Here is a 25989-nt window from a genome sequence, read left to right on the forward strand (position 1 = left end):
TCATCCACAGGCTTACGCCGGTTATCCAAGCCCCTCATTGCCACATGACCACAGGGTTTCAAATCTCTGTACATCATGTAAATAAAGGCATGTAGAACGTTATCCACAGATAGGTTGTAGCCTAAGAATAAACATAAAAACAAAGATTTTATAAATTTCTTTCTTTTTAATTTTTTTGACCGCGAGTTTTCCACAGTTGGTTAAATTTTGTGCAAAGGGTTCTTTAGAAAAGGGGAAGCCCCTATACTTGCCGACCTGGCTCGAAAAACGCCCAGGCCAGACTCAATACCTATTTTCCGAATTACCTGAATTAAGCAGGCACGAGGTGCGTGGTGGATTTCCCTTCCCGTTTTGAAGTGATCGTCATCGGCGGCGGTCATGCCGGTACCGAGGCAGCACTTGCATCAGCGCGCATGGGGGCAAAAACCCTGTTGCTGACGCATAACGTGGAAACCCTCGGCGCCATGAGCTGCAACCCTGCCATTGGTGGGATCGGCAAAAGCCATCTGGTCAAGGAAATCGACGCCCTTGGCGGCGCGATGGCCTTGGCAACCGATAAAGGCGGTATTCAGTTTCGCGTATTGAACAGCCGCAAAGGCCCGGCGGTACGCGCCACGCGCGCCCAGGCCGATCGGGTGCTCTACAAGGCCGCTGTCCGCGAAATCCTGGAAAACCAGCCGAACCTGTGGATATTTCAGCAGGCTGCCGACGATCTGATCGTCGAACAGGACCAGGTACGCGGTGTCGTGACCCAAATGGGTTTGCGTTTCTTCGCCGACTCCGTGGTACTGACCACAGGCACCTTCCTCGGCGGACTTATCCACATCGGCATGCAGAACTATTCCGGTGGTCGCGCGGGCGATCCACCGTCGATCGCCCTGGCCCAGCGCCTGCGTGAGTTGCCATTGCGAGTCGGTCGCTTGAAAACCGGCACGCCACCGCGTATCGATGGCCGGTCTGTGGATTTCTCGGTGATGGCCGAACAACCGGGCGATACGCCGATTCCGGTGATGTCGTTCATGGGTTCCAAGGAGCTGCACCCGAAACAGGTGAGCTGCTGGATTACCCACACCAATGCCCGCACCCACGAGATCATCGCGGCCAACCTGGATCGTTCGCCGATGTATTCCGGTGTGATCGAAGGCATCGGGCCGCGCTATTGCCCGTCGATCGAAGACAAGATCCATCGGTTTGCCGACAAGCAAAGCCATCAGGTGTTCATCGAGCCGGAAGGTCTGACGACCCATGAGCTGTATCCGAACGGGATATCCACATCCTTGCCGTTCGACGTGCAACTGCAGATCGTGCAATCGATTCGCGGGATGGAAAACGCCCACATCGTTCGCCCGGGCTACGCCATCGAATACGACTATTTCGACCCGCGGGACCTGAAGTACAGCCTGGAAACCAAAGTCATCGGCGGTCTGTTCTTTGCCGGACAGATCAACGGCACTACCGGCTATGAAGAGGCCGGGGCCCAAGGTTTGCTGGCCGGGGCCAACGCCGCGCTGCGCGCCCAGGGCAAGGACAGCTGGTGTCCGCGTCGGGATGAGGCCTACATCGGCGTACTTGTGGATGACCTGATTACCCTGGGCACCCAGGAACCGTATCGGATGTTCACCTCCCGTGCCGAATATCGCCTGATCCTGCGTGAAGACAACGCCGACCTGCGCCTGACCGAGAAAGGTCGTGAGCTGGGTCTGGTGGATGACGCACGCTGGGCCGCGTTCTGCAAGAAGCGCGAGAATATCGAGCTGGAAGAGCAACGCCTGAAAACCACTTGGGTGCGCCCCGGCACCGAGCAGGGCGATGCCATCGCGGCGAAGTTCGGCACGCCACTGACTCACGAGTACAACCTGCTGAACCTGTTGAGCCGCCCGGAAATCGATTACGCCGGCCTGGTGGAAGTCACCGGCCAGGGCGCAGAAGATCCACAGGTCGCCGAACAGGTGGAGATCAAGACCAAGTACGCCGGTTACATTGACCGTCAACAGGACGAAATTGCCCGTCTGCGCGCCAGCGAAGACACAAAACTGCCTGTGGATATCGACTATGCAGCCATTTCCGGGCTGTCGAAGGAGATCCAGAGCAAGCTCAGTGCCACGCGACCGGAGACGTTGGGCCAGGCTTCACGCATTCCCGGCGTGACCCCTGCGGCGATTTCCCTGTTGATGATTCATTTGAAAAAACGCGGCGCGGGCCGCCAGTTGGAGCAAAGCGCTTGAGTTCGATGGTCACCTCGCAGCACGCCGAAGAGTTATCCACAGGTGCCCGTCAGCTCGGCGTCAACCTGACCGAGGCCCAGCACGCGCAGTTGCTGGGCTACCTGGCGTTGTTGATCAAGTGGAACAAGGCTTACAACCTGACCGCGGTGCGCGATCCGGATGAAATGGTTTCCCGCCATTTGCTCGACAGCCTCAGCGTGATGTCTTTCATCGAAGACGGTCGCTGGCTGGACGTCGGCAGTGGCGGCGGCATGCCAGGCATTCCGCTGGCCATCCTGTTTCCCGGCTCGCAAGTGACGTGCCTGGACAGCAACGGCAAGAAAACCCGCTTCCTGACCCAGGTCAAACTCGAACTCCAACTGGATAACCTGCAAGTTATCCACAGTCGCGTCGAAGCGTTCCAGCCTGCGCAGCCGTTCAACGGGATTATTTCCCGGGCGTTCAGCAGCATGGAAAACTTCAGCAACTGGACTCGCCACCTGGGCGACGCCGATACACGCTGGCTGGCAATGAAGGGCGTTCATCCGGCCGATGAGCTGGTAGCATTGCCGGCAGACTTCCACCTCGATAGCGAACACGCCCTGGCCGTACCCGGTTGCCAAGGCCAACGCCATCTGCTGATACTGCGCCGCACGGCATGATTGGGAACACAAGCAAGAATGGCTAAGGTATTCGCGATAGCGAACCAGAAGGGTGGTGTGGGCAAGACCACCACCTGCATCAACCTCGCAGCATCGCTGGTCGCGACCAAGCGACGCGTGCTGCTGATCGATCTTGATCCACAGGGCAACGCCACCATGGGTAGCGGTGTGGATAAACATGGCCTGGAAAACTCCATCTACGATGTGCTGATCGGTGAATGCGACCTGGCCCAGGCCATGCATTTTTCCGAGCATGGCGGTTATCAACTGTTGCCGGCCAACCGCGATTTGACGGCAGCCGAAGTGGTGCTGCTGGAAATGCAGATGAAGGAAAGCCGCCTACGCAGCGCGTTGGCGCCGATCCGCGAGAACTACGATTACATCCTGATCGACTGCCCGCCGTCGTTGTCGATGCTCACCCTCAATGCCCTGGTGGCCGCCGATGGGGTGATTATCCCCATGCAGTGCGAGTACTTCGCCCTGGAAGGGTTGAGCGACCTTGTGGATAACATCAAGCGCATCGCTGAATTGCTGAATCCGGACCTGAAGGTCGAAGGCCTGTTGCGGACCATGTACGACCCGCGCCTGAGTCTGATGAACGACGTGTCGGCGCAGCTCAAGGAACACTTTGGCGAGCAGCTCTACGACACGGTTATCCCGCGCAACATCCGCCTGGCTGAGGCGCCGAGCTACGGCATGCCGGCCCTGGCCTACGATAAACAATCCCGTGGTGCGCTGGCCTACCTGGCCCTGGCGGGCGAGATGGTTCGTCGTCAGCGCCGTAATCCTCGCATCGCTGCCGCCCAGCCAACTTAAGGAAACCCCATGGCCGTCAAGAAACGTGGTCTCGGACGTGGACTGGATGCGCTGCTCAGCGGTCCTACTGTCAGCGCGCTGGAAGAGGCGGCCGTGCAGGCCGATCAGCGCGAGTTGCAACATCTGCCCCTGGACCTGATCCAGCGCGGCAAGTACCAGCCTCGTCGGGACATGGATCCCCAGGCGCTGGAAGAGCTGGCCCAGTCGATCAAGACCCAGGGCGTCATGCAGCCGATCGTGGTGCGTTCGATCGGCAGTGGACGTTTCGAAATCATTGCTGGCGAACGTCGCTGGCGCGCCAGCCAGCAGGCCGGCCAGGAAACCATTCCTGCGATGGTTCGCGATGTGCCGGACGAAACCGCCATCGCGATGGCGTTGATCGAGAATATCCAGCGCGAAGACCTCAACCCGATCGAGGAAGCGGTCGCCCTGCAACGCCTGCAGCAGGAATTCCAGCTGACCCAGCAACAGGTTGCCGAGGCGGTGGGCAAGTCCCGCGTGACTGTGGCCAACCTGTTGCGGCTGATTGCCTTGCCTGAAGTCATCAAGACCATGTTGTCCCATGGCGACCTGGAAATGGGACATGCGCGGGCATTGCTGGGTTTGCCGGAAAATCAACAGGTTGAAGGGGCGCGACATGTTGTCGCACGAGGCCTCACCGTGCGCCAGACCGAGGCACTGGTTCGTCAGTGGCTCAACGGTAAACCGGCACCTGTCGAAGCCCCCAAACCCGACCCGGATATCGCCCGCCTGGAACAGCGCCTGGCCGAGCGCCTGGGCTCTGCGGTGCAGATCCGCCATGGAAAGAAGGGCAAGGGGCAATTGGTCATTGGCTACAACTCCCTCGATGAGCTGCAAGGTGTCCTTGCACACATTCGCTGAAACAATTGCTCTTGTAGCGCGCAGTCGGAAATCACTACCCGGCAGTTGAATAGGGGCAGAACCGCCCCTATACTCTGCGCGCATTTTGTCGGCACAAATTATGCCAAGTTATTGAATTATGGCGGCCGGCTATTGGAGAGCAAAAGCGATGGAAACCCGCACGCCAAACCGCTTGCCGTTCCATCGTCTGGCAGTTTTCCCGGTGTTGATGGCCCAGTTGGTCGTTGTACTGATCGCCACATTGGCGCTCTGGCAATGGAAGGGAGTCGTCGCCGGATACTCAGGTCTTTGCGGAGGCCTGATAGCCTTGCTTCCCAATATTTACTTTGCTCACAGGGCCTTTCGGTTTTCCGGCGCCCGAGCAGCCCAAGCCATCGTCCGGTCTTTTTATGCCGGCGAGGCGGGGAAACTGATTTTGACGGCAGTGCTGTTTGCACTGACGTTCGCAGGTGTGAAGCCATTGGCGCCGCTGGCTGTATTCGGCGTCTTCTTGCTGACCCAACTGGTCAGCTGGTTCGCTCCCCTGCTAATGAGAACAAGACTTTCGAGACCTTAGGGCGTTTGAGGCAACCATGGCAGAAACAACCGCTTCGGGCTATATCCAGCACCACTTGCAGAACCTGACCTTCGGTCAGCTACCCAACGGCGGCTGGGGCTTTGCCCACTCCGCTGCAGAAGCCAAGGAAATGGGCTTCTGGGCTTTCCACGTCGATACCCTCGGCTGGTCGATCGCTCTGGGCCTGATCTTCGTGTTTCTTTTCCGCATGGCGGCAAAGAAAGCCACTTCCGGCCAGCCGGGCGCACTGCAGAACTTCGTTGAAGTCCTGGTCGAGTTCGTCGATGGCAGCGTGAAGGACAGTTTTCACGGCCGTAGCCCGGTGATCGCACCGCTGGCACTGACCATTTTCGTCTGGGTGTTCCTGATGAACGCCGTCGACCTGGTACCGGTCGATTGGATTCCTCAACTGGCCATCCTCATCTCTGGCGACCATCACATCCCATTCCGCGCCGTGTCGACCACCGACCCGAACGCGACCCTGGGCATGGCGTTCTCGGTCTTCGCACTGATCATTTTCTATAGCATCAAGGTCAAGGGCATCGGCGGCTTCATCGGCGAACTGACCCTGCACCCGTTCGGCAGCAAGAACATCCTGGTTCAGGCCCTGCTGATCCCGGTGAACTTCCTGCTGGAATTCGTGACCCTGATCGCCAAACCGATCTCTCTGGCCCTGCGTTTGTTCGGCAACATGTATGCCGGCGAGCTGGTGTTCATCCTCATCGCTGTCATGTTCGGCAGCGGCCTGCTCTGGCTCAGCGGCCTGGGCGTTGCACTGCAGTGGGCGTGGGCTGTGTTCCACATCCTGATCATCACCCTGCAGGCGTTCATCTTCATGATGCTGACCATCGTCTACCTGTCGATGGCGCACGAAGAAAACCATTAAGACCAGTCTCGACTAGTCTGATGTCCTTCCCGGTCAAACGGGAAGGGGCCCGAACAGGCCATGATGAAACGATTTGTTTTACCGCTTTAAATTAAAAAAACCTAAACCATACGACGTAAAAGTCGGGAGGAAAGATGGAAACTGTAGTTGGTCTAACCGCTATCGCTGTTGCACTGTTGATCGGCCTGGGCGCACTGGGTACCGCAATTGGTTTCGGCCTGCTGGGCGGCAAGTTCCTGGAAGGCGCTGCGCGTCAGCCAGAAATGGTTCCAATGCTGCAAGTGAAGATGTTCATCGTGGCCGGTCTGCTCGACGCCGTAACCATGATCGGTGTTGGTATCGCTCTGTTCTTCACCTTTGCGAACCCGTTCGTTGGTCAAATCGCTGGCTGATTACTCGGATCTCTCGAGTAGATTGGTTCGATGGACAACGTAACTGCGAGGTGTTGGCGTGAACATTAATGCGACCCTGATTGGCCAGTCCGTTGCGTTCCTGATTTTTGTACTGTTCTGCATGAAGTGCGTATGGCCTCCGGTCATTGCAGCACTGCACGAACGTCAAAAGAAGATCGCTGATGGTCTGGACGCTGCCAGCCGTGCAGCTCGCGACCTGGAGTTGGCCCATGAGAAAGTGGGTCAGCAACTGCGCGAAGCGAAAGCCCAGGCAGCTGAAATCATCGAGCAAGCCAAGAAACGCGGTACCCAGATTGTCGACGAAGCCCGTGAACAGGCTCGCGTCGAAGCTGACCGTGTGAAGGCTCAGGCTCAAGCCGAGATCGAACAGGAACTCAACAGTGTCAAAGATGCGCTGCGCGCCCAAGTGGGTAGCCTGGCCGTTGGCGGTGCTTCGAAGATCCTGGGTGCCACAATCGATCAAAACGCGCACGCAGAGCTGGTTAACCAACTGGCTGCTGAAATCTAAGCGAGGGCGATCATGGCAGAACTGACCACGTTGGCCCGACCTTACGCTAAGGCGGCCTTCGAGCACGCTCAGGCCCACCAGCAACTGGCCAATTGGTCAGCCATGCTCGGCCTGGCAGCAGCGGTGTCGCAAGACGACACCATGCAGCGCGTGCTCAAGGCCCCGCGACTGACGAGCGCACAAAAGGCCGCCACGTTCATTGACGTGTGCGGCGACAAGTTCGATGCCAAGGCACAGAATTTCATCCACGTCGTTGCCGAAAACGACCGTCTCCCGCTCTTGCCGGAGATTGCCGCGCTTTTCGACCTGTACAAGGCCGAACAAGAGAAGTCGGTAGACGTGGAAGTCACCAGTGCTTTTGCATTGAACCAAGAACAGCAAGACAAACTCGCCAAGGTTCTCAGTGCACGACTCAACCGGGAAGTGCGCCTGCAAGTCGAGGAAGACAAGTCCCTGATTGGGGGCGTTGTCATCCGCGCCGGCGACCTGGTTATCGATGGCTCGATTCGCGGCAAAATCGCGAAACTTGCCGAAGCATTGAAATCTTGAGTTTGAAGGGGCAGCAGAGCAATGCAGCAACTCAATCCTTCCGAAATAAGTGAAATTATCAAGGGCCGCATCGAAAAGCTCGATGTGACCTCCCAAGCCCGTAACGAAGGCACTGTCGTCAGCGTGTCTGACGGTATCGTGCGGATTCACGGTCTGGCCGACGTCATGTACGGCGAGATGATCGAGTTTCCGGGCGGCGTCTACGGTATGGCCCTCAACCTGGAGCAGGACTCCGTAGGTGCCGTGGTACTGGGCGCATACACGTCCCTGGCTGAAGGCATGAGCGCCAAGTGCACCGGCCGCATCCTCGAAGTTCCGGTTGGTAAGGAACTGCTGGGTCGCGTCGTCGACGCACTGGGTAACCCTGTTGACGGCAAAGGTCCGCTGAACAACACCGAGACCGACGCGGTCGAGAAAGTTGCTCCAGGCGTGATCTGGCGTAAGTCGGTAGACCAGCCTGTACAGACTGGCTACAAGGCTGTCGATGCCATGATCCCAGTCGGCCGTGGCCAGCGTGAGCTGATCATCGGTGACCGTCAGATCGGTAAGACCGCTCTGGCGATCGACGCGATCATCAACCAGAAAGACAGCGGCATCTTCTGCGTCTACGTGGCAATCGGTCAGAAGCAATCGACCATCGCCAACGTGGTTCGCAAGCTGGAAGAAAACGGTGCACTGGCTAACACCATCATCGTTGCCGCCAGCGCCTCCGAATCGGCTGCGCTGCAGTTCCTGGCACCGTACTCCGGTTGCACCATGGGCGAATACTTCCGCGACCGCGGTGAAGACGCGCTGATCGTTTATGACGATCTGTCCAAGCAAGCAGTGGCCTACCGCCAGATTTCCCTGCTGCTGCGCCGTCCGCCAGGACGTGAGGCCTACCCAGGCGACGTGTTCTATCTCCACTCCCGTCTGCTGGAGCGCGCATCCCGCGTTTCGGAAGAATACGTAGAGAAGTTCACCAACGGCGCAGTGACTGGCAAGACCGGTTCCCTGACCGCCCTGCCGATCATCGAAACCCAGGCTGGCGACGTTTCCGCGTTCGTTCCGACCAACGTGATCTCCATCACCGACGGTCAGATCTTCCTGGAATCGGCCATGTTCAACTCGGGCATCCGTCCTGCTGTGAACGCCGGTGTTTCGGTATCCCGTGTGGGTGGTGCCGCTCAGACCAAGATCATCAAGAAGCTGTCCGGTGGTATCCGTACCGCCCTGGCCCAGTACCGTGAACTGGCGGCATTCGCCCAGTTCGCTTCTGACCTGGACGAAGCGACCCGTAAGCAACTTGAGCATGGTCAGCGCGTTACCGAGCTGATGAAGCAGAAGCAATACGCGCCTATGTCGATCGCCGACATGTCGCTGTCGCTGTATGCCGCTGAGCGTGGGTTCCTGACTGACATTGAAATCGCCAAGATCGGCAGCTTCGAACAAGCGCTGATTGCTTTCTTCAACCGCGATCACGCCGATTTGATGGCCAAGATCAACGTGAAAGGTGACTTCAATGACGAAATCGACGCTGGCCTCAAAGCCGGTATCGAGAAGTTCAAGGCCACCCAAACCTGGTAAGCCGCAGCGGGAGCCGCAAGGCTCCCGCTTGCTAACCTGATAGGTGTTACATGGCAGGCGCAAAAGAGATTCGCAGTAAGATTGCGAGCATCAAAAGCACGCAAAAAATTACCAGCGCCATGGAAAAAGTGGCGGTCAGCAAAATGCGCAAGGCACAAATGCGCATGGCTGCTAGCCGTCCTTATGCGGAGCGCATCCGCCAGGTGATTGGTCATCTGGCCAACGCCAACCCGGAATATCGCCACCCGTTCATGACCGACCGCGCCGTCAAGCGCGTTGGTTACGTTGTGGTGAGCAGTGACCGTGGTCTGTGCGGCGGCTTGAACACCAACCTGTTCAAGGCCCTGGTCAAGGACATGGCGGTAAACCGCGAACAAGGCGTCGAGATCGATCTGTGCGTGGTCGGTAGCAAGGGTGCGGCTTTCTTCCGCAACTTCGGCGGTAACGTCGTCGCAGCTATCAGCCACCTGGGTGAAGAACCGTCGATCAATGATCTGATCGGCAGCGTCAAGGTGATGTTGGATGCATACCTGGAAGGCCGGATCGACCGCCTGTCCGTGGTATCCAACAAGTTCATCAACACCATGACGCAACAGCCGACCGTGGAGCAGTTGATTCCACTGGTGGCGACCCCGGAACAGGAACTCAAGCACCACTGGGACTATCTCTACGAACCGGATGCCAAGGAGCTGCTCGACGGCTTGATGGTCCGCTACGTGGAGTCGCAGGTCTACCAGGCGGTGGTCGAGAACAACGCAGCCGAACAGGCCGCGCGGATGATCGCGATGAAGAACGCTACCGACAACGCCGGTGATTTGATCAGCGATTTGCAGCTGATCTACAACAAGGCGCGTCAGGCTGCGATCACCCAAGAGATCTCGGAAATCGTCGGCGGCGCTGCCGCGGTTTAACGGTTCAAATATTCAGAGGATCCAGCTATGAGTAGCGGACGTATCGTTCAAATCATCGGCGCCGTTATCGACGTGGAATTTCCACGCGAGAGCGTACCGAGCATCTACGACGCCTTGAAGGTTCAAGGCGCCGAAACCACCCTGGAAGTTCAGCAGCAGCTGGGCGACGGCGTGGTTCGTACCATTGCGATGGGCTCCACCGAAGGCTTGAAGCGCGGTCTGGACGTCAACAACACTGGCGCAGCCATCTCCGTACCGGTCGGTAAAGCGACCCTGGGCCGGATCATGGACGTACTGGGCAACCCGATCGACGAAGCTGGCCCGATCGGCGAAGAAGAGCGTTGGGGCATTCACCGTCCTGCGCCGTCCTTCGCTGAACAAGCCGGTGGCAACGACCTCCTGGAAACCGGCATCAAGGTTATCGACCTGGTTTGCCCGTTCGCCAAGGGCGGTAAAGTCGGTCTGTTCGGTGGTGCCGGTGTGGGCAAGACCGTAAACATGATGGAACTGATCCGTAACATCGCCATCGAGCACAGCGGTTATTCCGTGTTCGCCGGTGTGGGTGAGCGTACTCGTGAGGGTAACGACTTCTACCACGAGATGAAGGATTCCAACGTTCTGGACAAAGTGGCACTGGTCTACGGCCAGATGAACGAGCCGCCGGGAAACCGTCTGCGCGTAGCCCTGACCGGCCTGACCATGGCCGAGAAGTTCCGTGACGAAGGTAACGACGTTCTGCTGTTCGTCGACAACATCTACCGTTACACCCTGGCCGGTACCGAAGTATCCGCACTGCTGGGCCGTATGCCTTCGGCAGTAGGTTACCAGCCGACCCTGGCTGAAGAGATGGGCGTTCTGCAAGAACGTATCACTTCGACCAAGCAAGGCTCGATCACCTCGATCCAAGCGGTATACGTACCAGCGGACGACTTGACCGACCCGTCGCCAGCGACCACCTTCGCCCACTTGGACGCCACCGTCGTACTGTCCCGTGACATCGCTTCCCTGGGTATCTACCCAGCGGTAGACCCACTGGACTCGACTTCCCGTCAGCTGGACCCGAACGTGATCGGCAACGAGCACTACGAAACCGCTCGCGGCGTTCAGTACGTGCTGCAGCGCTACAAAGAGCTGAAGGACATCATTGCGATCCTGGGTATGGACGAGCTGTCGGAAACCGACAAGCAGTTGGTAGCCCGCGCTCGTAAGATCCAGCGCTTCTTGTCGCAGCCGTTCTTCGTGGCTGAAGTCTTCACCGGTGCTTCGGGTAAATACGTTTCCCTGAAAGACACCATTGCTGGCTTCAAAGGCATCCTCAACGGTGACTACGACCACCTGCCAGAACAAGCGTTCTACATGGTTGGCGGCATCGAAGAAGCGATCGAGAAAGCCAAGAAACTGTAATCCCGGCGCCCGGCAACGGGCGCTAATTTAGGTTGAGGCAATCAGATGGCTATGACAGTCCATTGCGATATCGTCAGTGCGGAAGGAGAGATCTTCTCCGGTCTGGTCGAGTTTGTGGTTGCGCACGGTGACCTGGGTGATCTTGGTATCACCATGGGCCACGCGCCGCTGATCACCAGCTTGAAGCCAGGTCCGATTACTCTGACCAAGCAGGGCGGCGACAAGGAGGTGTTCTACATCTCCGGTGGTTTCCTCGAGGTTCAGCCGAACATGGTCAAGGTTCTCGCCGACACCGTGCAACGTGCTGCCGACCTGGACGAAGCCTCCGCTCAGGAAGCCGTCAAGGCTGCTGAGAAGGCCTTGCACGAGCGCGGCGCTGAGTTCGACTACGGTTCCGCTGCTGCACGTCTGGCCGAGGCTGCAGCCCAGCTGCGCACCGTCCAGCAGATCCGCAAGAAGTTCGGCGGCTAAGCCGTCTGCTTTCTGTGCGATTGATTAAAAAGGGTAGCCTCGGCTACCCTTTTTTCTTTTTCCCCCGACACTCATCATTTGGTCACAGCCGCTGACCACCCAGGATTGGTAGCCAGTCATGTCTCTTGAAATCGTTATCCTCGCGGCCGGTCAGGGCACGCGCATGCGTTCGGCGCTGCCCAAGGTGCTTCACCCGGTCGCCGGTAATTCCATGCTCGGGCATGTTATCCACAGCGCTCGTCAACTTGATCCACAGCGCATCCATGTGGTGATTGGCCACGGTGCCGAAGCTGTACGCGAACGCCTGGCGGCCGATGACTTGAATTTTGTCTTGCAGGACAAACAGCTTGGCACCGGTCATGCGGTCGCCCAGGCCGTGCCATTCATTACGGCCGAGACGGTGCTGATTCTCTACGGCGATGTGCCGTTGATCGAAGTCGACACCCTGCAACGCCTGCTCAAGCAAGCCGCGCCGCAACAGTTGGGCCTGTTGACCGTCGAGCTGGACGACCCCACCGGTTACGGCCGAATCGTGCGCAATGCCGAAGGGCAGGTGGTTGCCATTGTCGAGCAGAAGGACGCCAACGAAGCCCAGCGCGCCATCACCGAAGGCAATACCGGGATTCTGGCCGTACCGGCTGCACGCCTGGGCGACTGGATGAGTCGTCTGTCCAACAACAATGCCCAGGGCGAGTATTATCTGACCGACGTGATTGCCATGGCCGTGGCGGATGGGTTGGTGGTGGCCACCGAACAACCGCTGGACGCCATGGAAGTGCAGGGTGCCAACGATCGCCGGCAACTGGCTGAGCTGGAGCGCCACTATCAACTGCGCGCCGCCCGCCGATTGATGGCCCAAGGCGTGACCCTGCGCGACCCGGCGCGTTTCGACGTGCGCGGTGAAGTCAGCGTCGGCCGCGATGTGGTCATCGATATCAACGTCATCCTTGAGGGCAAGGTCGTGATCGAAGATGACGTGGTCATCGGCCCGAACTGTGTGATCAAGGACAGTACCTTGCGCAAGGGCGCAGTGATCAAGGCCAACACTCACCTGGAAGGCGCGGTGATGGGGGAAGGCAGCGACGCTGGCCCGTTCGCCCGCTTGCGTCCGGGAACAGTCCTGGAGGCCAAGGCGCATGTGGGTAACTTCGTCGAGCTCAAGAACGCCCACTTGGGCGAGGGCGCCAAGGCTGGTCACCTGACTTACCTGGGGGATGCCGAGGTCGGCGCCCGCACCAACATCGGTGCCGGCACCATCACCTGCAACTACGACGGCGCCAATAAGTGGAAAACCGTCTTGGGCGAGGATGTGTTCATTGGTTCGAACAATTCCCTGGTGGCGCCTGTGGATATCTCCAACGGTGCGACCACAGCGGCCGGATCGACCATCACCCAGGCTGTGGATAACGGCCAATTGGCGGTAGGGCGTGCTCGTCAACGGAACATTGACGGTTGGAAGCGGCCGGAAAAGATCAAGAAGCCTTGACGTTATCCACAGCCCCTTGTTGGAGTGATGAGGGCGGCACATTCAACGTTGATGCAACCTGACCCACCGCTATCGCGAGCAAGCTCAGCTCCCGCAGGGATCTAGGGTGGGCCAGGAGCTGTGAATACCTGAGGACAACCCATGTGGGAGCAAGCTGCTCCCACATTTGTTTTTGGGTGATTTCTGAATTTTTCTCCCGGCGCCTTGACGATATCGCTTCAATAGGTTTTGATTAGTTACGTTATCTTTCGAATCGAAACTTACTTCATCATGTCGAAGCGCAACACACCGCAACGCCGTCACAACATCCTTGCCTTGCTCCAGGAGCAGGGCGAGGTCAGTGTGGACGAGCTGGCCAAGCACTTCGAAACGTCGGAAGTTACGATCCGAAAAGACCTCGCCGCTTTGGAAACCAATGGCTTGCTGCTGCGCCGCTACGGTGGTGCCGTGCCCATGCCCCAGGAGTTGGTGGCCGATAACGGGCAAACCGTCTCCAAATACAAGCAAGCCATTGCCCGGGCCGCTGTGCTGCGGATCCGCGAGCATGCGCGCATCATCATCGACAGCGGCAGCACCACGGCGGCCATGATCCCGCAACTCGGCCAGCAACCGGGGCTGGTGGTGATGACCAATTCCCTGCATGTGGCCAATGCCTTGAGCGAGCTGGAGCACGAACCGGTGCTGTTGATGACCGGCGGCACCTGGGACCCGCATTCCGAGTCTTTCCAGGGGCAGGTCGCCGAGCAGGTCCTGCGCTCCTACGATTTCGACCAGTTGTTCATCGGCGCCGACGGCATCGACCTGGTCCGTGGTACCACCACCTTCAACGAATTATTGGGCCTGAGCCGTGTGATGGCTGAGGTTGCCCGTGAAGTGATCGTGATGGTGGAGGCCGACAAGATCGGCCGCAAGATCCCCAACCTGGAACTGCCGTGGAGCAGCGTCCATACCCTCATTACCGATGATCGCATGCCCGTCGAGGCCCGCGACCAGATTCAGGCCCGCGGCGTCACCGTGATCTGCGCGCCTGTCAGCCAGGAGAAATAACATGTGTGGCATTGTTGGCGCCGTTGCTGAACGCAGCATCACTGCAATCTTGCTCGAAGGCCTCAAGCGCCTCGAATACCGCGGCTATGACAGCGCCGGCGTGGCGGTGTTTACCAATGACGGGACGCTTGCGCGTATGCGTCGTCCGGGCAAGGTCAGCGAGTTGGAGCAGGCACTGGAGGCCGAGCCACTCGTTGGTCGCCTGGGCATCGCCCACACACGTTGGGCCACCCATGGCGCGCCGTGCGAGCGTAACGCCCACCCACATTTTTCCGGCGACCTGGCGGTGGTCCACAACGGCATCATCGAAAACCACGAAGCCCTGCGTGAACAGCTCAAGGCACTCGGTTATGTGTTCACCTCGGACACCGACACCGAAGTCATCGCCCACCTGCTCAGCCACAAGCTCAAGGACCTGACCGACCTGACCGTGGCCCTCAAGGCGACCGTCAAGGAACTGCACGGCGCCTATGGCCTGGCGGTGATCAGCGCCAAGCAGCCCGATCGCCTGGTGGCGGCGCGTAGCGGTAGTCCGTTGGTGATTGGCCTGGGCCTGGGGGAAAACTTCCTGGCGTCCGACCAGTTGGCGCTGCGTCAGGTCACGGACCGCTTCATGTACCTGGAAGAAGGCGATATCGCCGACATTCGTCGCGACAGCGTGCAGATCTGGGACCTCGATGGCAAAGCCGTCGAGCGTGAAACCGTCCAGTACCGTGACGGTGCCGAAGCCGCCGACAAGGGCGAGTTCCGTCACTTCATGCTCAAGGAGATCCACGAACAACCGGCCGTGGTGCAACGCACCCTGGAAGGGCGCATGAGCCAGAACCAGGTGCTGGTCCAGGCGTTCGGTCCACAAGCGGCCGAACTGTTCGCCAAGGTGCGCAACGTGCAGATCGTGGCTTGCGGCACCAGTTATCACGCCGGCATGGTGGCTCGTTACTGGTTGGAAGAACTGGCCGGGATTCCGTGCCAGGTCGAAGTCGCCAGTGAATTCCGTTACCGCAAGGTGGTAGTGCAGCCCGACACCCTGTTCGTGACCATTTCCCAGTCGGGCGAAACCGCCGATACCCTGGCGGCGTTGCGCAATGCCAAGGAACTGGGTTTCCTCGCCAGCCTGGCGATCTGCAATGTCGGCATCAGTTCGCTGGTGCGCGAGTCCGACCTGACCCTGCTGACCCAGGCCGGCCGTGAGATCGGCGTGGCGTCGACCAAGGCGTTCACCACGCAACTGGTGGGCCTGCTGCTGCTGACCTTGTCCCTGGGCCAGGTACGCGGCACCCTGGCCGCAGGTGTCGAGGCCACGCTGGTGGAAGAACTGCGTCGCCTGCCAACCCGCCTGGGCGAGGCCCTGGCAATGGACAGCACCGTAGAAAAAATCGCCGAGCTGTTCGCCGAGAAGAACCACACCCTGTTCCTGGGCCGTGGCGCGCAATTCCCGGTGGCGATGGAAGGGGCCTTGAAGCTCAAGGAAATCTCCTACATCCACGCCGAAGCCTACCCGGCCGGTGAACTCAAGCATGGCCCGCTGGCGCTTGTGGATAACGACATGCCGGTGGTCACCGTGGCACCGAACAACGAATTGCTGGAAAAGCTCAAATCCAACCTGCAAGAAGTGCGCGCCCGTGGCGGCCAGTTGATCGTCTTCGCCGACGAGAAGGCCGGCATGACCAATGGCGAAGGCACCCACGTGGTGCACATGCCGCACATCCACGACATCCTGTCGCCGATTCTCTACACCATCCCGTTGCAGTTGCTGTCGTACTACGTTGCGGTGCTCAAGGGCACTGACGTGGACCAGCCACGGAATTTGGCGAAGTCTGTGACGGTGGAGTGAGGTTGACGCCTGTTCTGTGTCCTCCGCTGGTGATTGAGAATAAAAACTGTCGCTAGACAATAAAAACTGCCGCAGAGGGAGCCGTCCCAGGCTCCCTTCGTCGGCACGGGCTTCCTCCCTTCTGTTGCGATGGCTGCAACCCTGCTTTGGGGCCGGCGCCGTCAGACGCCGGGCTGAGTACATCAGAAAGGCTTGGTAGGCAGGTACTTGCCGTCCAGGGTGATCACCGCGCGGTGGCCACCGTCCGGATCTTCGACCTTCTTGATGTCCAGCTTGAAGTTGATGGCACTGATGATGCCATCGCCAAACTTCTCATGAACCAGAGCTTTGAGGGTGGTGCCGTACACCGACATCATCTCGTAGAAACGGTAGATGGTAGGGTCGCTCGGCACGCCGTCGAAGAAGCTGCCGCGGATTGGCATCGATTGCAGCAGAGCAACTTGATCAGTATCGAGGCCGAGCTTCTCGCCTACGACCTTCGCGGCGCTTTCAGGCAGCGGATGCTGGCCGAGCAGGGCTGCTGTCACGAAGGCTTCCGACAGGCCGGTGCCGTCAACGATCTCGGCGAAGGAGAGGTCCTTGCGCGCCTTGGCCAGAATGATGTTTTCGGTCAGTTCCTGGCGAGCGGTGCGGGTAGCTTGAGTCTGGATCATGGTGAATCTCCTAGGTAAGTAAAGGTCAGGCAACGTGCCTGGCTTTTTGGGAAATGGCGTGGACTTCTGGGTTTTCCGCGAGAGACACGAAGGTCCCGGTACTGCCATCAAAGGCGTCGATGCGTCCGGTTTCGATGTCATAGATCCAGCCATGCAGGGTCACGCGGCCTTCTTCGAGAGCCAGGCGAACGGATGGGTGGGTCTGGATGTTGGCTAGTTGTGCGACGACGTTTTCGCGCACCATGGAGGCGACTTTGCTCGGCTCATCCGTGTGCCGACGGGCCTCGTTGACCACCTTGGCCGAGTCGGCGTACCGCAACCAGCCGGCTACGGCAGGCATGTGATCCAGGCACTTGCAGGTGGCAATGGCGGTCATTGCGCCGCAATCGGAGTGACCACAGATCACGATGTCTGCAACGTTAAGTCCGGCGACCGCGTATTCGACAGAGGCCGAAACGCCGCCCGGCTCTGGCCCATACGACGGCACGATATTGCCGGCATTGCGGATTACAAACAGATCGCCTGGCTCGCGCTGGGTGACCAGTTCAGGTACCAGTCGGCTGTCAGAGCAGGAGATGAACAGTGCCTTTGGGGCCTGCTGGTTGGCCAGGTCCTTGAACAGTTTGACCCGCTCAGGAAAGGCGTTTTGCTGGAATTTCAGAAAACCGTCGATGATCGCTTTCATGGTTGCTTCTCAACGTCACTGGGTGTGAAACAAAGATTAAGCAACGCATTACATAAGGTAAAAGTCTCATTTATTATGAAGTGAATCAGATTATCTTATGGGTTAAACCATGCTCGCTCGACACATCCAGTATTTCCTTGCGGTTGCGGAACACCTCAGTTTCACGAAGGCTGCAGCGGCGCTGCATGTATCTCAGCCAGCCCTTTCGCAGCAAGTAAGGCAGTTGGAAGAAAGTCTTGGAGCCCAGTTGTTCGACCGCTCAGGACGCACAACGCGTTTGACTGACGCTGGGGATGTCTATCTTCTGTATGCGCGCCGTGCGTATCAGGAATTGCGGGAAGCTAGGAGCGCCATACATGACGTGAGCGACCTCAGTCGTGGCTCATTGCGCGTGGCGGTAACGCCGACGTTCACCACCTATCTGGTGGGGCCGCTGATCGAGGCATTTCATTCCAGGCACCCCCAAATCACAGTCAACCTGAAAGAGATTTCCCAGGAGCGCATCGAGGAACTGCTCTTGGCAGGAGAATTGGACGTAGGGATCGCATTCGATGAAATAAATACATCGGACATTGAAGCTATTCCCTTGCTGAACGAAACACTCGCTTTGGTTGTGAGCCGCAGACACCGCCTGGCCGAGGAACGGTCTATTACATCGCAGGGCCTGAGCGCTGAGTCTTTGGTTCTGCTTAGTACAGAGTTTGCCACGCGCGAACAAATCGACCGCTACTGCCGCAAACACGAGATTCGCCCCAAGGTTCAGATGGAGGCCAATGCCCTTGGCGCAGTGATCGAAATCGTACGCCGGACGAGTCTCTCGACTTTATTGCCTGCCAAAATTGCGTTGGCCCATGACGATCTGGTAGCCATCACACTGGAGCCGGAGCGCTTGCAGCGAAGGGCCGTCCTGATACGGCGAAAAGAAGCCTTTCTGAGCGCGGCGGTGCGAGTCTTCATTGAGCTGGCTAAAGAAGTATCCAGCGATCTTGAGGATTGAGATTGTGTTCGACTTCATGTTGCGTGTGCGCAACGCGATGCCCGCCAGGAATAGGATGATGGATGTCTACTAAACAAAAAAACCTGATCCTTTAAGTGAAAAGGATCAGGTTAAGCGTGACTTACAGGCCCAGCTCAGTCAGACTTGGGTGATCATCCGGACGGCGACCCAGTGGCCAGTGGAACTTACGCTCGCTTTCCTTGATGGGCATGTCATTGATGCAGGCGAAGCGGCGGTGCATCAAGCCATCGGCTTCAAACTCCCAGTTTTCATTACCGTAGGAGCGGAACCAGTTGCCCGAATCGTCGTGCCACTCGTAGGCGTAACGGACGGCGATGCGGTTGTCGGTGAAGGCCCAGAGCTCTTTGATCAGACGGTAGTCCAGCTCTTTCTTCCATTTGCGAGTGAGGAAGCTCTGAGCTTCTTCGCGATTGTTTGCAAACTCGGCTCGGTTACGCCATTTGGTGTCCAACGTATAGGCAAGTGCAATTTTTTCAGGGTTGCGGGTATTCCAACCGTCTTCAGCGAGTCGGACTTTTTCAATCGCCGATTCGCGAGTGAAAGGAGGAAGTGGCGGACGAGCTTGTTCGTTGGACATGGTAGTGCCTCCAATCTTTTGGATGATTCAGTTGATTTAGTATTACCGGGATTTCAGGCGCTTACGCGCTGTACTTCTTTAAGCAATATCTTGGCTACTTCTCTTGCACTATCGAGAGCGGTGAAGTCACCCATCACGCGGGCCACGGTTATAGTGCCCTCTATAAGCACGAAAAGTTGTCTGGCCAAGACTACCGGTTCTTCGACACCTAGCTGGCTGGTTAGCTCTAACGTGTAGTCCAGAAGTTTTTGTTTATGCAACTTTGCGATCTGTCGAATAGGGTCATCTGCGTCGCCAACCTCGCCGGCTGTATTAATAAACGCGCATCCCCGAAAACCGTCAGACTCAAACCAACTTTTGAGCACATCAAAAATGCTCAGTATGCGTTCTTGCGGCGTTTGCGCTTTTTCGCATTCGCTTCTAAACCACTGCATCCAGCGTATATCGCGTGCATTTAGTGCCGCTGCTGCTACATCGTCTTTGTTCGCAAAATAGCGATAAATACTTTTACGTGCTACGCCCGAGGTCTTTACCAAGAGGTCCATGCCAGTGGCGTGAATCCCATTTTCGTAAATCAACTTCTCGGCAGTAGCCAGAATTTTTTCGCGTGTATCGGTCATTGGCTTATCCATGTGGTCAGAGTAGAACGATCGTTCTACTCGGTCAAGCAGCTGTTGAATTTTTTCGATGGCAGGTATGAGAGGGCTGCTTCCGACCGATTCTGGTGAAAAAGCATAAATCGCTACTCAGTACTGGCCCCCACGCACAGCGTCACTCCAGAAAACACCGATCAAAAAGATAAACACTGCCCGGCTTGAGGTTCTCCAGCGTGCGCTGCGGCCGGCCGCCGTCGCCGCTTTTCTTGCGGCCGGTCTCTTGCAGGTAACCCGCCTCGGTCATCTTCAGCAGACGCTGGCGCATGCTGGTCTTGAGGACCGGTCGGTCGAGCACCAGGGAGAAGATGCTCACCGCTTCCGGCGCGCTGAACTCTGGGCCAAGGAACATCAGCGGCAGGCTGCTGTAGAGCGCTTTGGATAACAGCCGCTCCTGTACAGCCGCCACCAGGCTGTTGTGGTCGAACGGGAGTTTTATCGAGGCGTCGGCCACGCTTTTGAGGGGGAAAAATCCCTGGTGCTCGGCGAGCTGGACGGCATCGCTGACGATGGCCAGGTAGAACGTCGACGAGGACCAGCAGCGCGGATCGCGGAACGCGTCGCCGACGGTGCCGACTTGTTCGATCCAGGCCAGCGGCATGCCGACTTTGCTTGAGTGACGCAGGCGCTCCACGGCGTCGTTCAGCGTCAGGTCTTCAACCCCTCCATTGACCACGATCCCTGGCAGCGCCCAATGGCCGGCGAACGGCTCGGCTTCCCGGCGGTTCAGGAGGATTTCGATTGCCTGGGTTTTCCGGCACAGGCGCAACACACAGAGATCGATGGTGTGCAAATAGTCGCGCGCGGGGGTGGTGGGATTCGGCATGTCAGTGTCCATGGGCGGCGTAAAGGTCGTAGTTTAACGGGTTCATGCCGGGCGCTATCCAATGGATGGGCAGCGACTCGCCCAAGGCCAGTCGTTCGCGAACCAGCGTGCTGCGCACGTGGATCTTTTCTTCCACACACAAAATGGAAAAACGCTCCAGCAATGCCTGGCCGCGATAGAAGGTCGGTAGCTGGTCCGCGACATCCTCACCCACCACCAACGCTATTTCCTTGCCGTCCAGGGCCAGGCTGTCGGCGAGGTGGGCGAGCAGGGTGTAGCTGTAGATGGCGCCGTCCACGCCGCGGGCCACGACCTGCTCCACCCGGCTGGCCCGCACTGGGGCGTGGCACAACGGCTGGACCTTCTCGACGATCGATTCCAGCCAGTTCAGGCGGACTTCATAGTCGACCATTTGCTTGCCGTAGGGATGCCGGAAGCTTGGGGCCACCAGCACGCGATTGGCCTGGGCAGAAGCCTCGATCATCACCTGGGCGTGACCGGCATGAGGCGGATTGAAGGCGCCGCCGTAAAGGGCAATTTCGTACATGGCTTGTCATCCTATTGGTACACGACACGTACCGTAGCATTAAATCCTCTCCTGTGGAACGTCGCTTTTAGCTTGTCTTGTTCAGATAAGTAGGCAGATGGATGTCGAAAATTAATTTGTCGAGGCGGCTTGTCACATAAGTACATGACATGTACTCTTTTGAGCATGCAGAGGAGAAACCCAGCATGAACAGCCTGACCCAGACCACCGCTTCCTTCGATGTCGACGCGCAAAAGAGCTTCACACCGCTGTGCCCTGACGAGCTGCCTGTACCTGGCGGTGACCAGATTGGTCAGGAGTTGAACTTCATCGCGTCCCTGGCCAGCTTGCGCATCGGTAGCAAGGACGCCCATTCGCCCCAGGCCCCATGGGTGGTCGCCGATCACGCGCAGATGTTGGTGCCGACCGGGCTCGAGCACGCCGACGTCACCTGGGTCAGTCACTGCGTTCCGGGTACTGAAGGTTTCACCCTGCTGGACGAATTGCCGACCCCCTACGACTACGACTATTTCGTCTGGAAGGGCGTCGAGCCGGATCTGCACCCGTACGGCGCCTGTTACCACGACCTGCACGGCAAGCTGTCCACCGGGGTGATCGAGTACCTCAAGGGCCAGGGCGTGGAACAGGTCATTGTCGGCGGGCTGGCACTGGATTTCTGCGTCAAGACCACCGCCCTGCAACTGGCCGCCGCTGGCTTCAAGGTGATCATTCACCTCCCAGCCTGCCGGGCCATCAGTGAGGAGGGCGCCGTTCAAGCCATTCAAGACATGCAACAAGCGGGGATCGCGATTGCCGCGACTCGCGAAGAAACCACTCGCCTGGCAAGTGCCTGAGGAAAGAACCATGGACAGCGCTTTCGATACCCGCAACGGCACCATCCAGAGTCTCCTGGACACCGACTACTACACCTTCACCATGATGCAGGCGGTCTTGCACCAGCACCCGAATGTCGAGGTGGAGTACCAGTTCATCGTGCGTTCCAAGGAGCGGCTCGGTCACCTGATCCCGCAGATTCGTATTGAACTGGAGAAACTGGCGGGGTTGCAGTTGCGCGAGGGAGAGCAGCGGTTTCTGTTCAACAAGCGTTTTCGCGAGTACCTGACACCGGACTTCGAACAGTTCCTGGGGCTGTTTCGCTTCAACCTGCGCTACATCCACGTGACGGAGGTCGACGGCCAATTGCAGATCCGCGTCCGTGGTCCGATGTTGCACTGCATCATGTTCGAGCAACCGGTGTTGGCGATGGTCAGTGAATTGCGCAACCGCGAGAAGTACCCGGAAGTCGAGCTGGCCGATGTAACCCGCAGGCTGTACCAGAAGTTCGAATGGCTGGAGAAAAATGCCAGTCGTGAAGAACTCGCCGAGTTCCGTGTCTCAGACTTCTCCACCCGCCGGCGGCTGTCGTTCAGGGCCCAGCGCGAAGTGGTGAATGTGATGCGCAGTGATTTCCCGGGTGTCTTTGTCGGCACCAGCAATGCTCACTTGGCTTACGAATTCGATCTCCCGCTGATTGGCACCATGGCGCACCAATGGCTGATGGTGCACCAGCAACTCGGGCGCTTGCGCGAGAGCCAGAACGCTGCGCTGGAAAACTGGGTGCGTGAGTACCGTGGCCGGCTCGGTATCGCGCTGACGGACTGCATCAGCACCGACTTCTTCCTCAAGGATTTCGACCTGTACTTCGCCAAGCTCTATGACGGCCTGCGCCAGGACTCTGGTGACCCTATCGCCTGGGCAGACAAGGTGCTGGGACGTTACAAGGAACTGGGCGTCGATCCGCGCACCAAGGACCTGATGTTTTCCGATGGCCTGAATTTCGAAAAATGCCTGCCGATCCTGCGTCATGTCCGCGGCAAGGCCAAGTTCGGTTTCGGCATGGGCACCAGCCTGGCCTGCGACGTCGAAGGTGTCGAACCGCTGAGCATCGTGATGAAGCTGGTGCGGGTCCACGGCGAGCCGGTGGTGAAGTTCTCCGACGACCCGATCAAGAACGTATGTGAAGACGTCTCGTTTCTGCGTTACGCCGCCCAAGTGTTCAACGTCGGCCTGATCAATCCACAGCTGGGAGCCTGATATGACTGCGCTTGTACAAGAGAACATTGCCCGGGAACTGGGCATCGATCGCCAGCTCAAACAGGGCGGTGAAGCAACGGAGATTGCCCGTCGCGTTGAATTCATCAAGCAGATTTTGCGTGAGTCAGGTTGCAAGTCCCTGGTGCTCGGCATCAGTGGCGGCGTCGACTCCCTCACGGCCGGTCGCCTGTGTCAGTTGGCGGTGGAGCAACTGCGCGACGAAGACTACCAGGCGCGTTTTATCGCCGTTCGATTGCCGTACAAAACCCAGGCCGATGAGCAAGACGCCCAGGCCAGCCTGGATTTCATCAGGCCGGACTCGATTACCACGACCAACATCGCCGCGTGTGTCGATGGACTGATGGACAACATCGCCATCGATGGCTTGCAGCCTTCGGCGCAACTCACCGATTTCGCCAAAGGCAACGTCAAGGCCAGGGCGCGGATGCTGGCGCAGTACGCCATCGCCAACTTCAGCCATGGGTTGGTGGTGGGCACCGATCATGGGGCGGAGGCAGTGATGGGCTTCTTCACCAAGTTCGGTGACGGCGCCTGCGACCTGGCACCGCTGTCCGGGTTGACGAAGACCCAGGTGCGGTTGTTGGCCGGTGCGATGGGGGCACCCGCGCAGCTGGTGCGCAAGGCGCCCACCGCTGATCTGGAAGAGCTCGCGCCCGGTAAGTTGGATGAGGTGGCGTATGGGTGCCGTTACGATGAAATCGATGCGTACCTGATGGGCGAAGCGGTCTCGCCCCAGGCGCGGCAGATCATCGAAAACGCCTACTTCAAGACGGCGCACAAACGTGCATTGCCACGCGTCCCGACATGACAGAGGTTCAGATCTTGAAGGTGTTGACCATCTGTTGCAGGCGACGTGACTGGTTTTCCAGTTCCGTGCAGGCCTGCAAGGTTGATTGCAGGTTACCGACCATTGCCTGATTCAGTTCATTGATGTGGCTGATGTCGCGATCCAGATTGTCCACCACTGAGGTTTGCTCCTCGGTGGCGGTGGCCACGGACAGGTTGATCTCGTCGATCTCGCCGATGCCCTGCAGCACGCGATCGAGTCGTTCGCCTGCGAGCCTGGCGGTATTGACGCTGTCGTCGCTGTGGCGCTGGCTTTCGAGCATGGCGTTCACGGCGCTGCCCGCGCCGGCTTGTAGCGCTTCGATCATGCTGTGGATTTCCTCGGCGGATTGTTGGGTGCGATGGGCGAGCGTCCGTACTTCGTCCGAGACCACCGCAAAGCCGCGTCCGGCATCTCCGGCGCGGGCGGCCTCGATAGCCGCGTTGAGCGCCAGCAGGTTGGTCTGGTCGGAGATGCCTTTGATCACGTCGAGAATGCGGCCGATGTTCAAGGTTTTTTCGTTCAGGCTTTCGATGTCCTGGCGGGTATGGACCACTTGCGACGAGAGCTGTGACATGGCGCTGATGCTGCGCTGCACCACCGATTGACCTTCCCGGGTCTGGTCCCGGGTATCGGAGGCGCGGCTTGACGCATGGGCGGCGCTCCGGGCGATTTCCTGGGCGGCGGCGCCCAGCTCGTTGATCGCCGTCGCGACGTTATGGGTCAGCGCCGCTTGGGTGTCGGAGCTCTTCAGGGAGGCGTTTGATGCCTGGCTAACCCGGGCCGCCAATTGGGTCAGCTGGACACTGGACGCCAGGACGTCTCGAATTGACTGTTGAATGCGTTCGACGAAGCGGTTGAACCCTCCAGCCATCATGCCGAACTCGTCCCGGGACAGGCTGTGCAGACGCTGGGTCAGGTCGCCTTCGCCATCGGCGATGGATTGCATGGCCGAGCCCATGCTGCGCAGCGGTCGCATCAGGGCGTTGATCAACAGGCCCAGCAAACCGACCGTGACCAGCAGGGCAATCACGGTGGCGACCAGCGCCGAGGTGCGAAATTCATGGAGTGCGGCGTAGGCCTTTTCTTTATCCACAGACAGTCCGATGGACCAGTGCAGCGAGGGCAGGCCCTTGATGGGCGTAAAGGTGACGATCCGCGTGCGCCCGTTTTCCTGCACTTCATTCAAGGCGCTGTTGATACCCGGTGGGCCTTCGGGGAACGCTTGTGCGAGGGTCTTGGTCACCCGTTCCTTGTCCGGGTGAACCAGGATTTTGCCGTCGTCGCTGACCAGGAAGGCATAGCCGATGCCGTTGAGGTCCACGGCATTGATGATTTTCGCGAGTTCTTCCAGGTTCAGGCTCGCACCCAGCACACCAACGGCTTTGCCATTGACCTTGATCGGCGCCGCTTGGGTCATGATCAGATAATCGATCCCCGCACCGATGTAGGGTTCGGTCAACACGGGCTCCAGGGTGCTGGACGCCTCTTTGTACCAGGCGCGCTGGCGGACGTCGTAGCCGTCAGGCATCACCCGCGCGGGATGAATGAAAAAACGACTGTCTTCAAGACCCACGTAACCGGCGATGAAGGTCTGTGAAATGATCTGTTGGGAGAGAATGCTGTCGATGGTCGGCGGCGTGGGATTGGCGGCGACGGTTTCGGCGGCGCCTTCGAGCAACAGGATTCGACCAGCCAGCCAACTGTCGAGGTTCGCGCCAAGCAACTTGCCCGTGGTTTGCAAGTTGCTGTGCAGGGCCTCGCGGGTACTGGTTTGCTGGCGGTGGTCGTTGAACAACGAAAAAGACAGGAATGCCGCCATCACGATGACGCAGGCACCCAGCAGAATCTTGTGGCCGAATTTCAGATTGATGCCCATGAGCAATTCTCGTCTGGTTCTTCTTATTCGTGGAGT

27 protein-coding genes and 1 pseudogene are annotated in these 25989 nt (G+C 58.5%); 20 read left to right on the forward strand and 8 right to left on the reverse strand.

Going from position 1 to position 25989, the window contains the following annotated elements; all coding sequences use genetic code 11:
* Nucleotides 1-332 precede the first annotated feature (332 nt).
* The 16 genes from mnmG (at nt 333) to glmS (ending at nt 16195) form a co-directional block, all read left to right on the forward strand.
* Nucleotides 333-2225 carry a tRNA uridine-5-carboxymethylaminomethyl(34) synthesis enzyme MnmG gene (mnmG, locus tag N4Q37_RS12785; RefSeq protein ID WP_260958361.1) on the forward strand — a complete coding sequence of 631 codons (1893 nt, stop codon included), beginning with the start codon at nt 333-335 and terminating at the stop codon, nt 2223-2225.
* A gap of 5 nt (nt 2226-2230) precedes the next feature.
* On the forward strand, nt 2231-2866 hold the full coding sequence (gene rsmG, locus N4Q37_RS12790) for a 16S rRNA (guanine(527)-N(7))-methyltransferase RsmG (protein ID WP_260958466.1): 636 nt from the start codon (nt 2231-2233) through the stop codon (nt 2864-2866).
* A gap of 18 nt (nt 2867-2884) precedes the next feature.
* A complete protein-coding gene (locus tag N4Q37_RS12795) occupies nt 2885-3682 on the forward strand; it encodes a ParA family protein (protein WP_260958362.1) in 798 nt (265 codons plus the stop codon).
* A gap of 9 nt (nt 3683-3691) precedes the next feature.
* Nucleotides 3692-4564, forward strand: a complete 873-nt coding sequence (locus tag N4Q37_RS12800; RefSeq protein WP_260958363.1) for a ParB/RepB/Spo0J family partition protein — start codon at nt 3692-3694, stop codon at nt 4562-4564.
* 148 nt (nt 4565-4712) lie between these two features.
* Nucleotides 4713-5120: a F0F1 ATP synthase subunit I gene (locus N4Q37_RS12805; protein WP_260958364.1), complete on the forward strand. Its 408-nt coding sequence runs from the start codon at nt 4713-4715 to the stop codon at nt 5118-5120.
* A gap of 16 nt (nt 5121-5136) precedes the next feature.
* Nucleotides 5137-6006, forward strand: a complete 870-nt coding sequence (atpB, locus tag N4Q37_RS12810; protein ID WP_260958365.1) for a F0F1 ATP synthase subunit A — start codon at nt 5137-5139, stop codon at nt 6004-6006.
* Between the two features lie 134 nt (nt 6007-6140).
* Complete coding sequence (gene atpE / locus N4Q37_RS12815) at nt 6141-6398, forward strand: F0F1 ATP synthase subunit C (protein WP_003097235.1); 258 nt, start codon at nt 6141-6143, stop codon at nt 6396-6398.
* 58 nt (nt 6399-6456) lie between these two features.
* Entirely contained in the window at nt 6457-6927 is a 471-nt protein-coding gene (locus N4Q37_RS12820) for a F0F1 ATP synthase subunit B (protein WP_260958366.1), read from the forward strand.
* Between the two features lie 12 nt (nt 6928-6939).
* Nucleotides 6940-7476, forward strand: coding sequence for a F0F1 ATP synthase subunit delta (locus tag N4Q37_RS12825; RefSeq protein WP_144930042.1), 537 nt, complete (start codon nt 6940-6942; stop codon nt 7474-7476).
* A gap of 21 nt (nt 7477-7497) precedes the next feature.
* Entirely contained in the window at nt 7498-9042 is a 1545-nt protein-coding gene (gene atpA, locus N4Q37_RS12830; RefSeq protein WP_260958367.1) for a F0F1 ATP synthase subunit alpha, read from the forward strand.
* Between the two features lie 50 nt (nt 9043-9092).
* Nucleotides 9093-9953 (forward strand): F0F1 ATP synthase subunit gamma, encoded by an 861-nt coding sequence (gene atpG, locus N4Q37_RS12835; RefSeq protein ID WP_260958368.1) that lies wholly within the window; start codon nt 9093-9095, stop codon nt 9951-9953.
* Between the two features lie 27 nt (nt 9954-9980).
* Nucleotides 9981-11357, forward strand: a complete 1377-nt coding sequence (gene atpD, locus N4Q37_RS12840; protein WP_260958369.1) for a F0F1 ATP synthase subunit beta — start codon at nt 9981-9983, stop codon at nt 11355-11357.
* A 45-nt stretch (nt 11358-11402) separates the two neighbouring features.
* Entirely contained in the window at nt 11403-11828 is a 426-nt protein-coding gene (locus N4Q37_RS12845; protein ID WP_260958370.1) for a F0F1 ATP synthase subunit epsilon, read from the forward strand.
* Nucleotides 11829-11946: 118 nt separating this feature from the next.
* Nucleotides 11947-13314, forward strand: coding sequence for a bifunctional UDP-N-acetylglucosamine diphosphorylase/glucosamine-1-phosphate N-acetyltransferase GlmU (glmU, locus tag N4Q37_RS12850; RefSeq protein ID WP_260958371.1), 1368 nt, complete (start codon nt 11947-11949; stop codon nt 13312-13314).
* 267 nt (nt 13315-13581) lie between these two features.
* Complete coding sequence (locus tag N4Q37_RS12855) at nt 13582-14361, forward strand: DeoR/GlpR family DNA-binding transcription regulator (RefSeq protein WP_260958467.1); 780 nt, start codon at nt 13582-13584, stop codon at nt 14359-14361.
* A gap of 1 nt (nt 14362) precedes the next feature.
* The gene (glmS, locus tag N4Q37_RS12860) at nt 14363-16195 is read left to right on the forward strand and encodes a glutamine--fructose-6-phosphate transaminase (isomerizing) (RefSeq protein ID WP_260958372.1); all 1833 of its coding nucleotides are present in this window, start codon (nt 14363-14365) and stop codon (nt 16193-16195) included.
* Between the two features lie 182 nt (nt 16196-16377).
* Here glmS and cynS read toward each other — a convergent pair whose 3' ends face one another.
* Complete coding sequence (gene cynS, locus N4Q37_RS12865; protein WP_260958373.1) at nt 16378-16848, reverse strand: cyanase; 471 nt, start codon at nt 16846-16848, stop codon at nt 16378-16380.
* Nucleotides 16849-16873: 25 nt separating this feature from the next.
* Entirely contained in the window at nt 16874-17533 is a 660-nt protein-coding gene (locus tag N4Q37_RS12870) for a carbonic anhydrase (RefSeq protein WP_260958374.1), read from the reverse strand.
* A gap of 109 nt (nt 17534-17642) precedes the next feature.
* On the opposite strand from N4Q37_RS12870, the gene cynR reads away from it, so the two are divergent.
* A complete protein-coding gene (gene cynR / locus N4Q37_RS12875; RefSeq protein WP_260958375.1) occupies nt 17643-18530 on the forward strand; it encodes a transcriptional regulator CynR in 888 nt (295 codons plus the stop codon).
* 121 nt (nt 18531-18651) lie between these two features.
* Here cynR and N4Q37_RS12880 read toward each other — a convergent pair whose 3' ends face one another.
* From N4Q37_RS12880 to N4Q37_RS12895, 4 genes are all read right to left on the reverse strand, one after another.
* On the reverse strand, nt 18652-19128 hold the full coding sequence (locus tag N4Q37_RS12880; RefSeq protein ID WP_260958376.1) for a nuclear transport factor 2 family protein: 477 nt from the start codon (nt 19126-19128) through the stop codon (nt 18652-18654).
* Nucleotides 19129-19181: 53 nt separating this feature from the next.
* Nucleotides 19182-19760, reverse strand: a complete 579-nt coding sequence (locus N4Q37_RS12885) for a TetR/AcrR family transcriptional regulator (RefSeq protein ID WP_449301163.1) — start codon at nt 19758-19760, stop codon at nt 19182-19184.
* Between the two features lie 139 nt (nt 19761-19899).
* Nucleotides 19900-20607, reverse strand: a complete 708-nt coding sequence (locus N4Q37_RS12890) for an NUDIX hydrolase (RefSeq protein ID WP_260958378.1) — start codon at nt 20605-20607, stop codon at nt 19900-19902.
* Nucleotide 20608: 1 nt separating this feature from the next.
* The gene (locus N4Q37_RS12895) at nt 20609-21154 is read right to left on the reverse strand and encodes an adenylyltransferase/cytidyltransferase family protein (protein ID WP_260958379.1); all 546 of its coding nucleotides are present in this window, start codon (nt 21152-21154) and stop codon (nt 20609-20611) included.
* 185 nt (nt 21155-21339) lie between these two features.
* Between N4Q37_RS12895 and N4Q37_RS12900 the strand changes: the two genes are divergently transcribed.
* Genes N4Q37_RS12900 through nadE form a run of 3 tightly spaced genes read left to right on the forward strand, consistent with a single transcriptional unit; the run spans nt 21340 to nt 24056 of the window.
* The gene (locus tag N4Q37_RS12900; protein WP_260958380.1) at nt 21340-21987 is read left to right on the forward strand and encodes a nicotinamidase; all 648 of its coding nucleotides are present in this window, start codon (nt 21340-21342) and stop codon (nt 21985-21987) included.
* Between the two features lie 10 nt (nt 21988-21997).
* Nucleotides 21998-23227, forward strand: coding sequence for a nicotinate phosphoribosyltransferase (gene pncB, locus N4Q37_RS12905; protein WP_260958381.1), 1230 nt, complete (start codon nt 21998-22000; stop codon nt 23225-23227).
* Nucleotide 23228: 1 nt separating this feature from the next.
* Nucleotides 23229-24056: an ammonia-dependent NAD(+) synthetase gene (gene nadE / locus N4Q37_RS12910; protein WP_260958382.1), complete on the forward strand. Its 828-nt coding sequence runs from the start codon at nt 23229-23231 to the stop codon at nt 24054-24056.
* A gap of 7 nt (nt 24057-24063) precedes the next feature.
* Here the strand turns inward: nadE and N4Q37_RS27860 are convergent, their stop codons facing one another.
* Nucleotides 24064-24675, reverse strand: a complete 612-nt coding sequence (locus tag N4Q37_RS27860) for a methyl-accepting chemotaxis protein (protein ID WP_390897923.1) — start codon at nt 24673-24675, stop codon at nt 24064-24066.
* A 243-nt stretch (nt 24676-24918) separates the two neighbouring features.
* A pseudogene (locus N4Q37_RS27865) lies at nt 24919-25953 on the reverse strand (HAMP domain-containing protein); the annotation flags it as partial.
* Nucleotides 25954-25989 lie beyond the last annotated feature (36 nt).

The sequence above is a fragment of the Pseudomonas citri genome (genome assembly GCF_025336485.1).
Lineage (GTDB): Bacteria > Pseudomonadota > Gammaproteobacteria > Pseudomonadales > Pseudomonadaceae > Aquipseudomonas > Aquipseudomonas citri.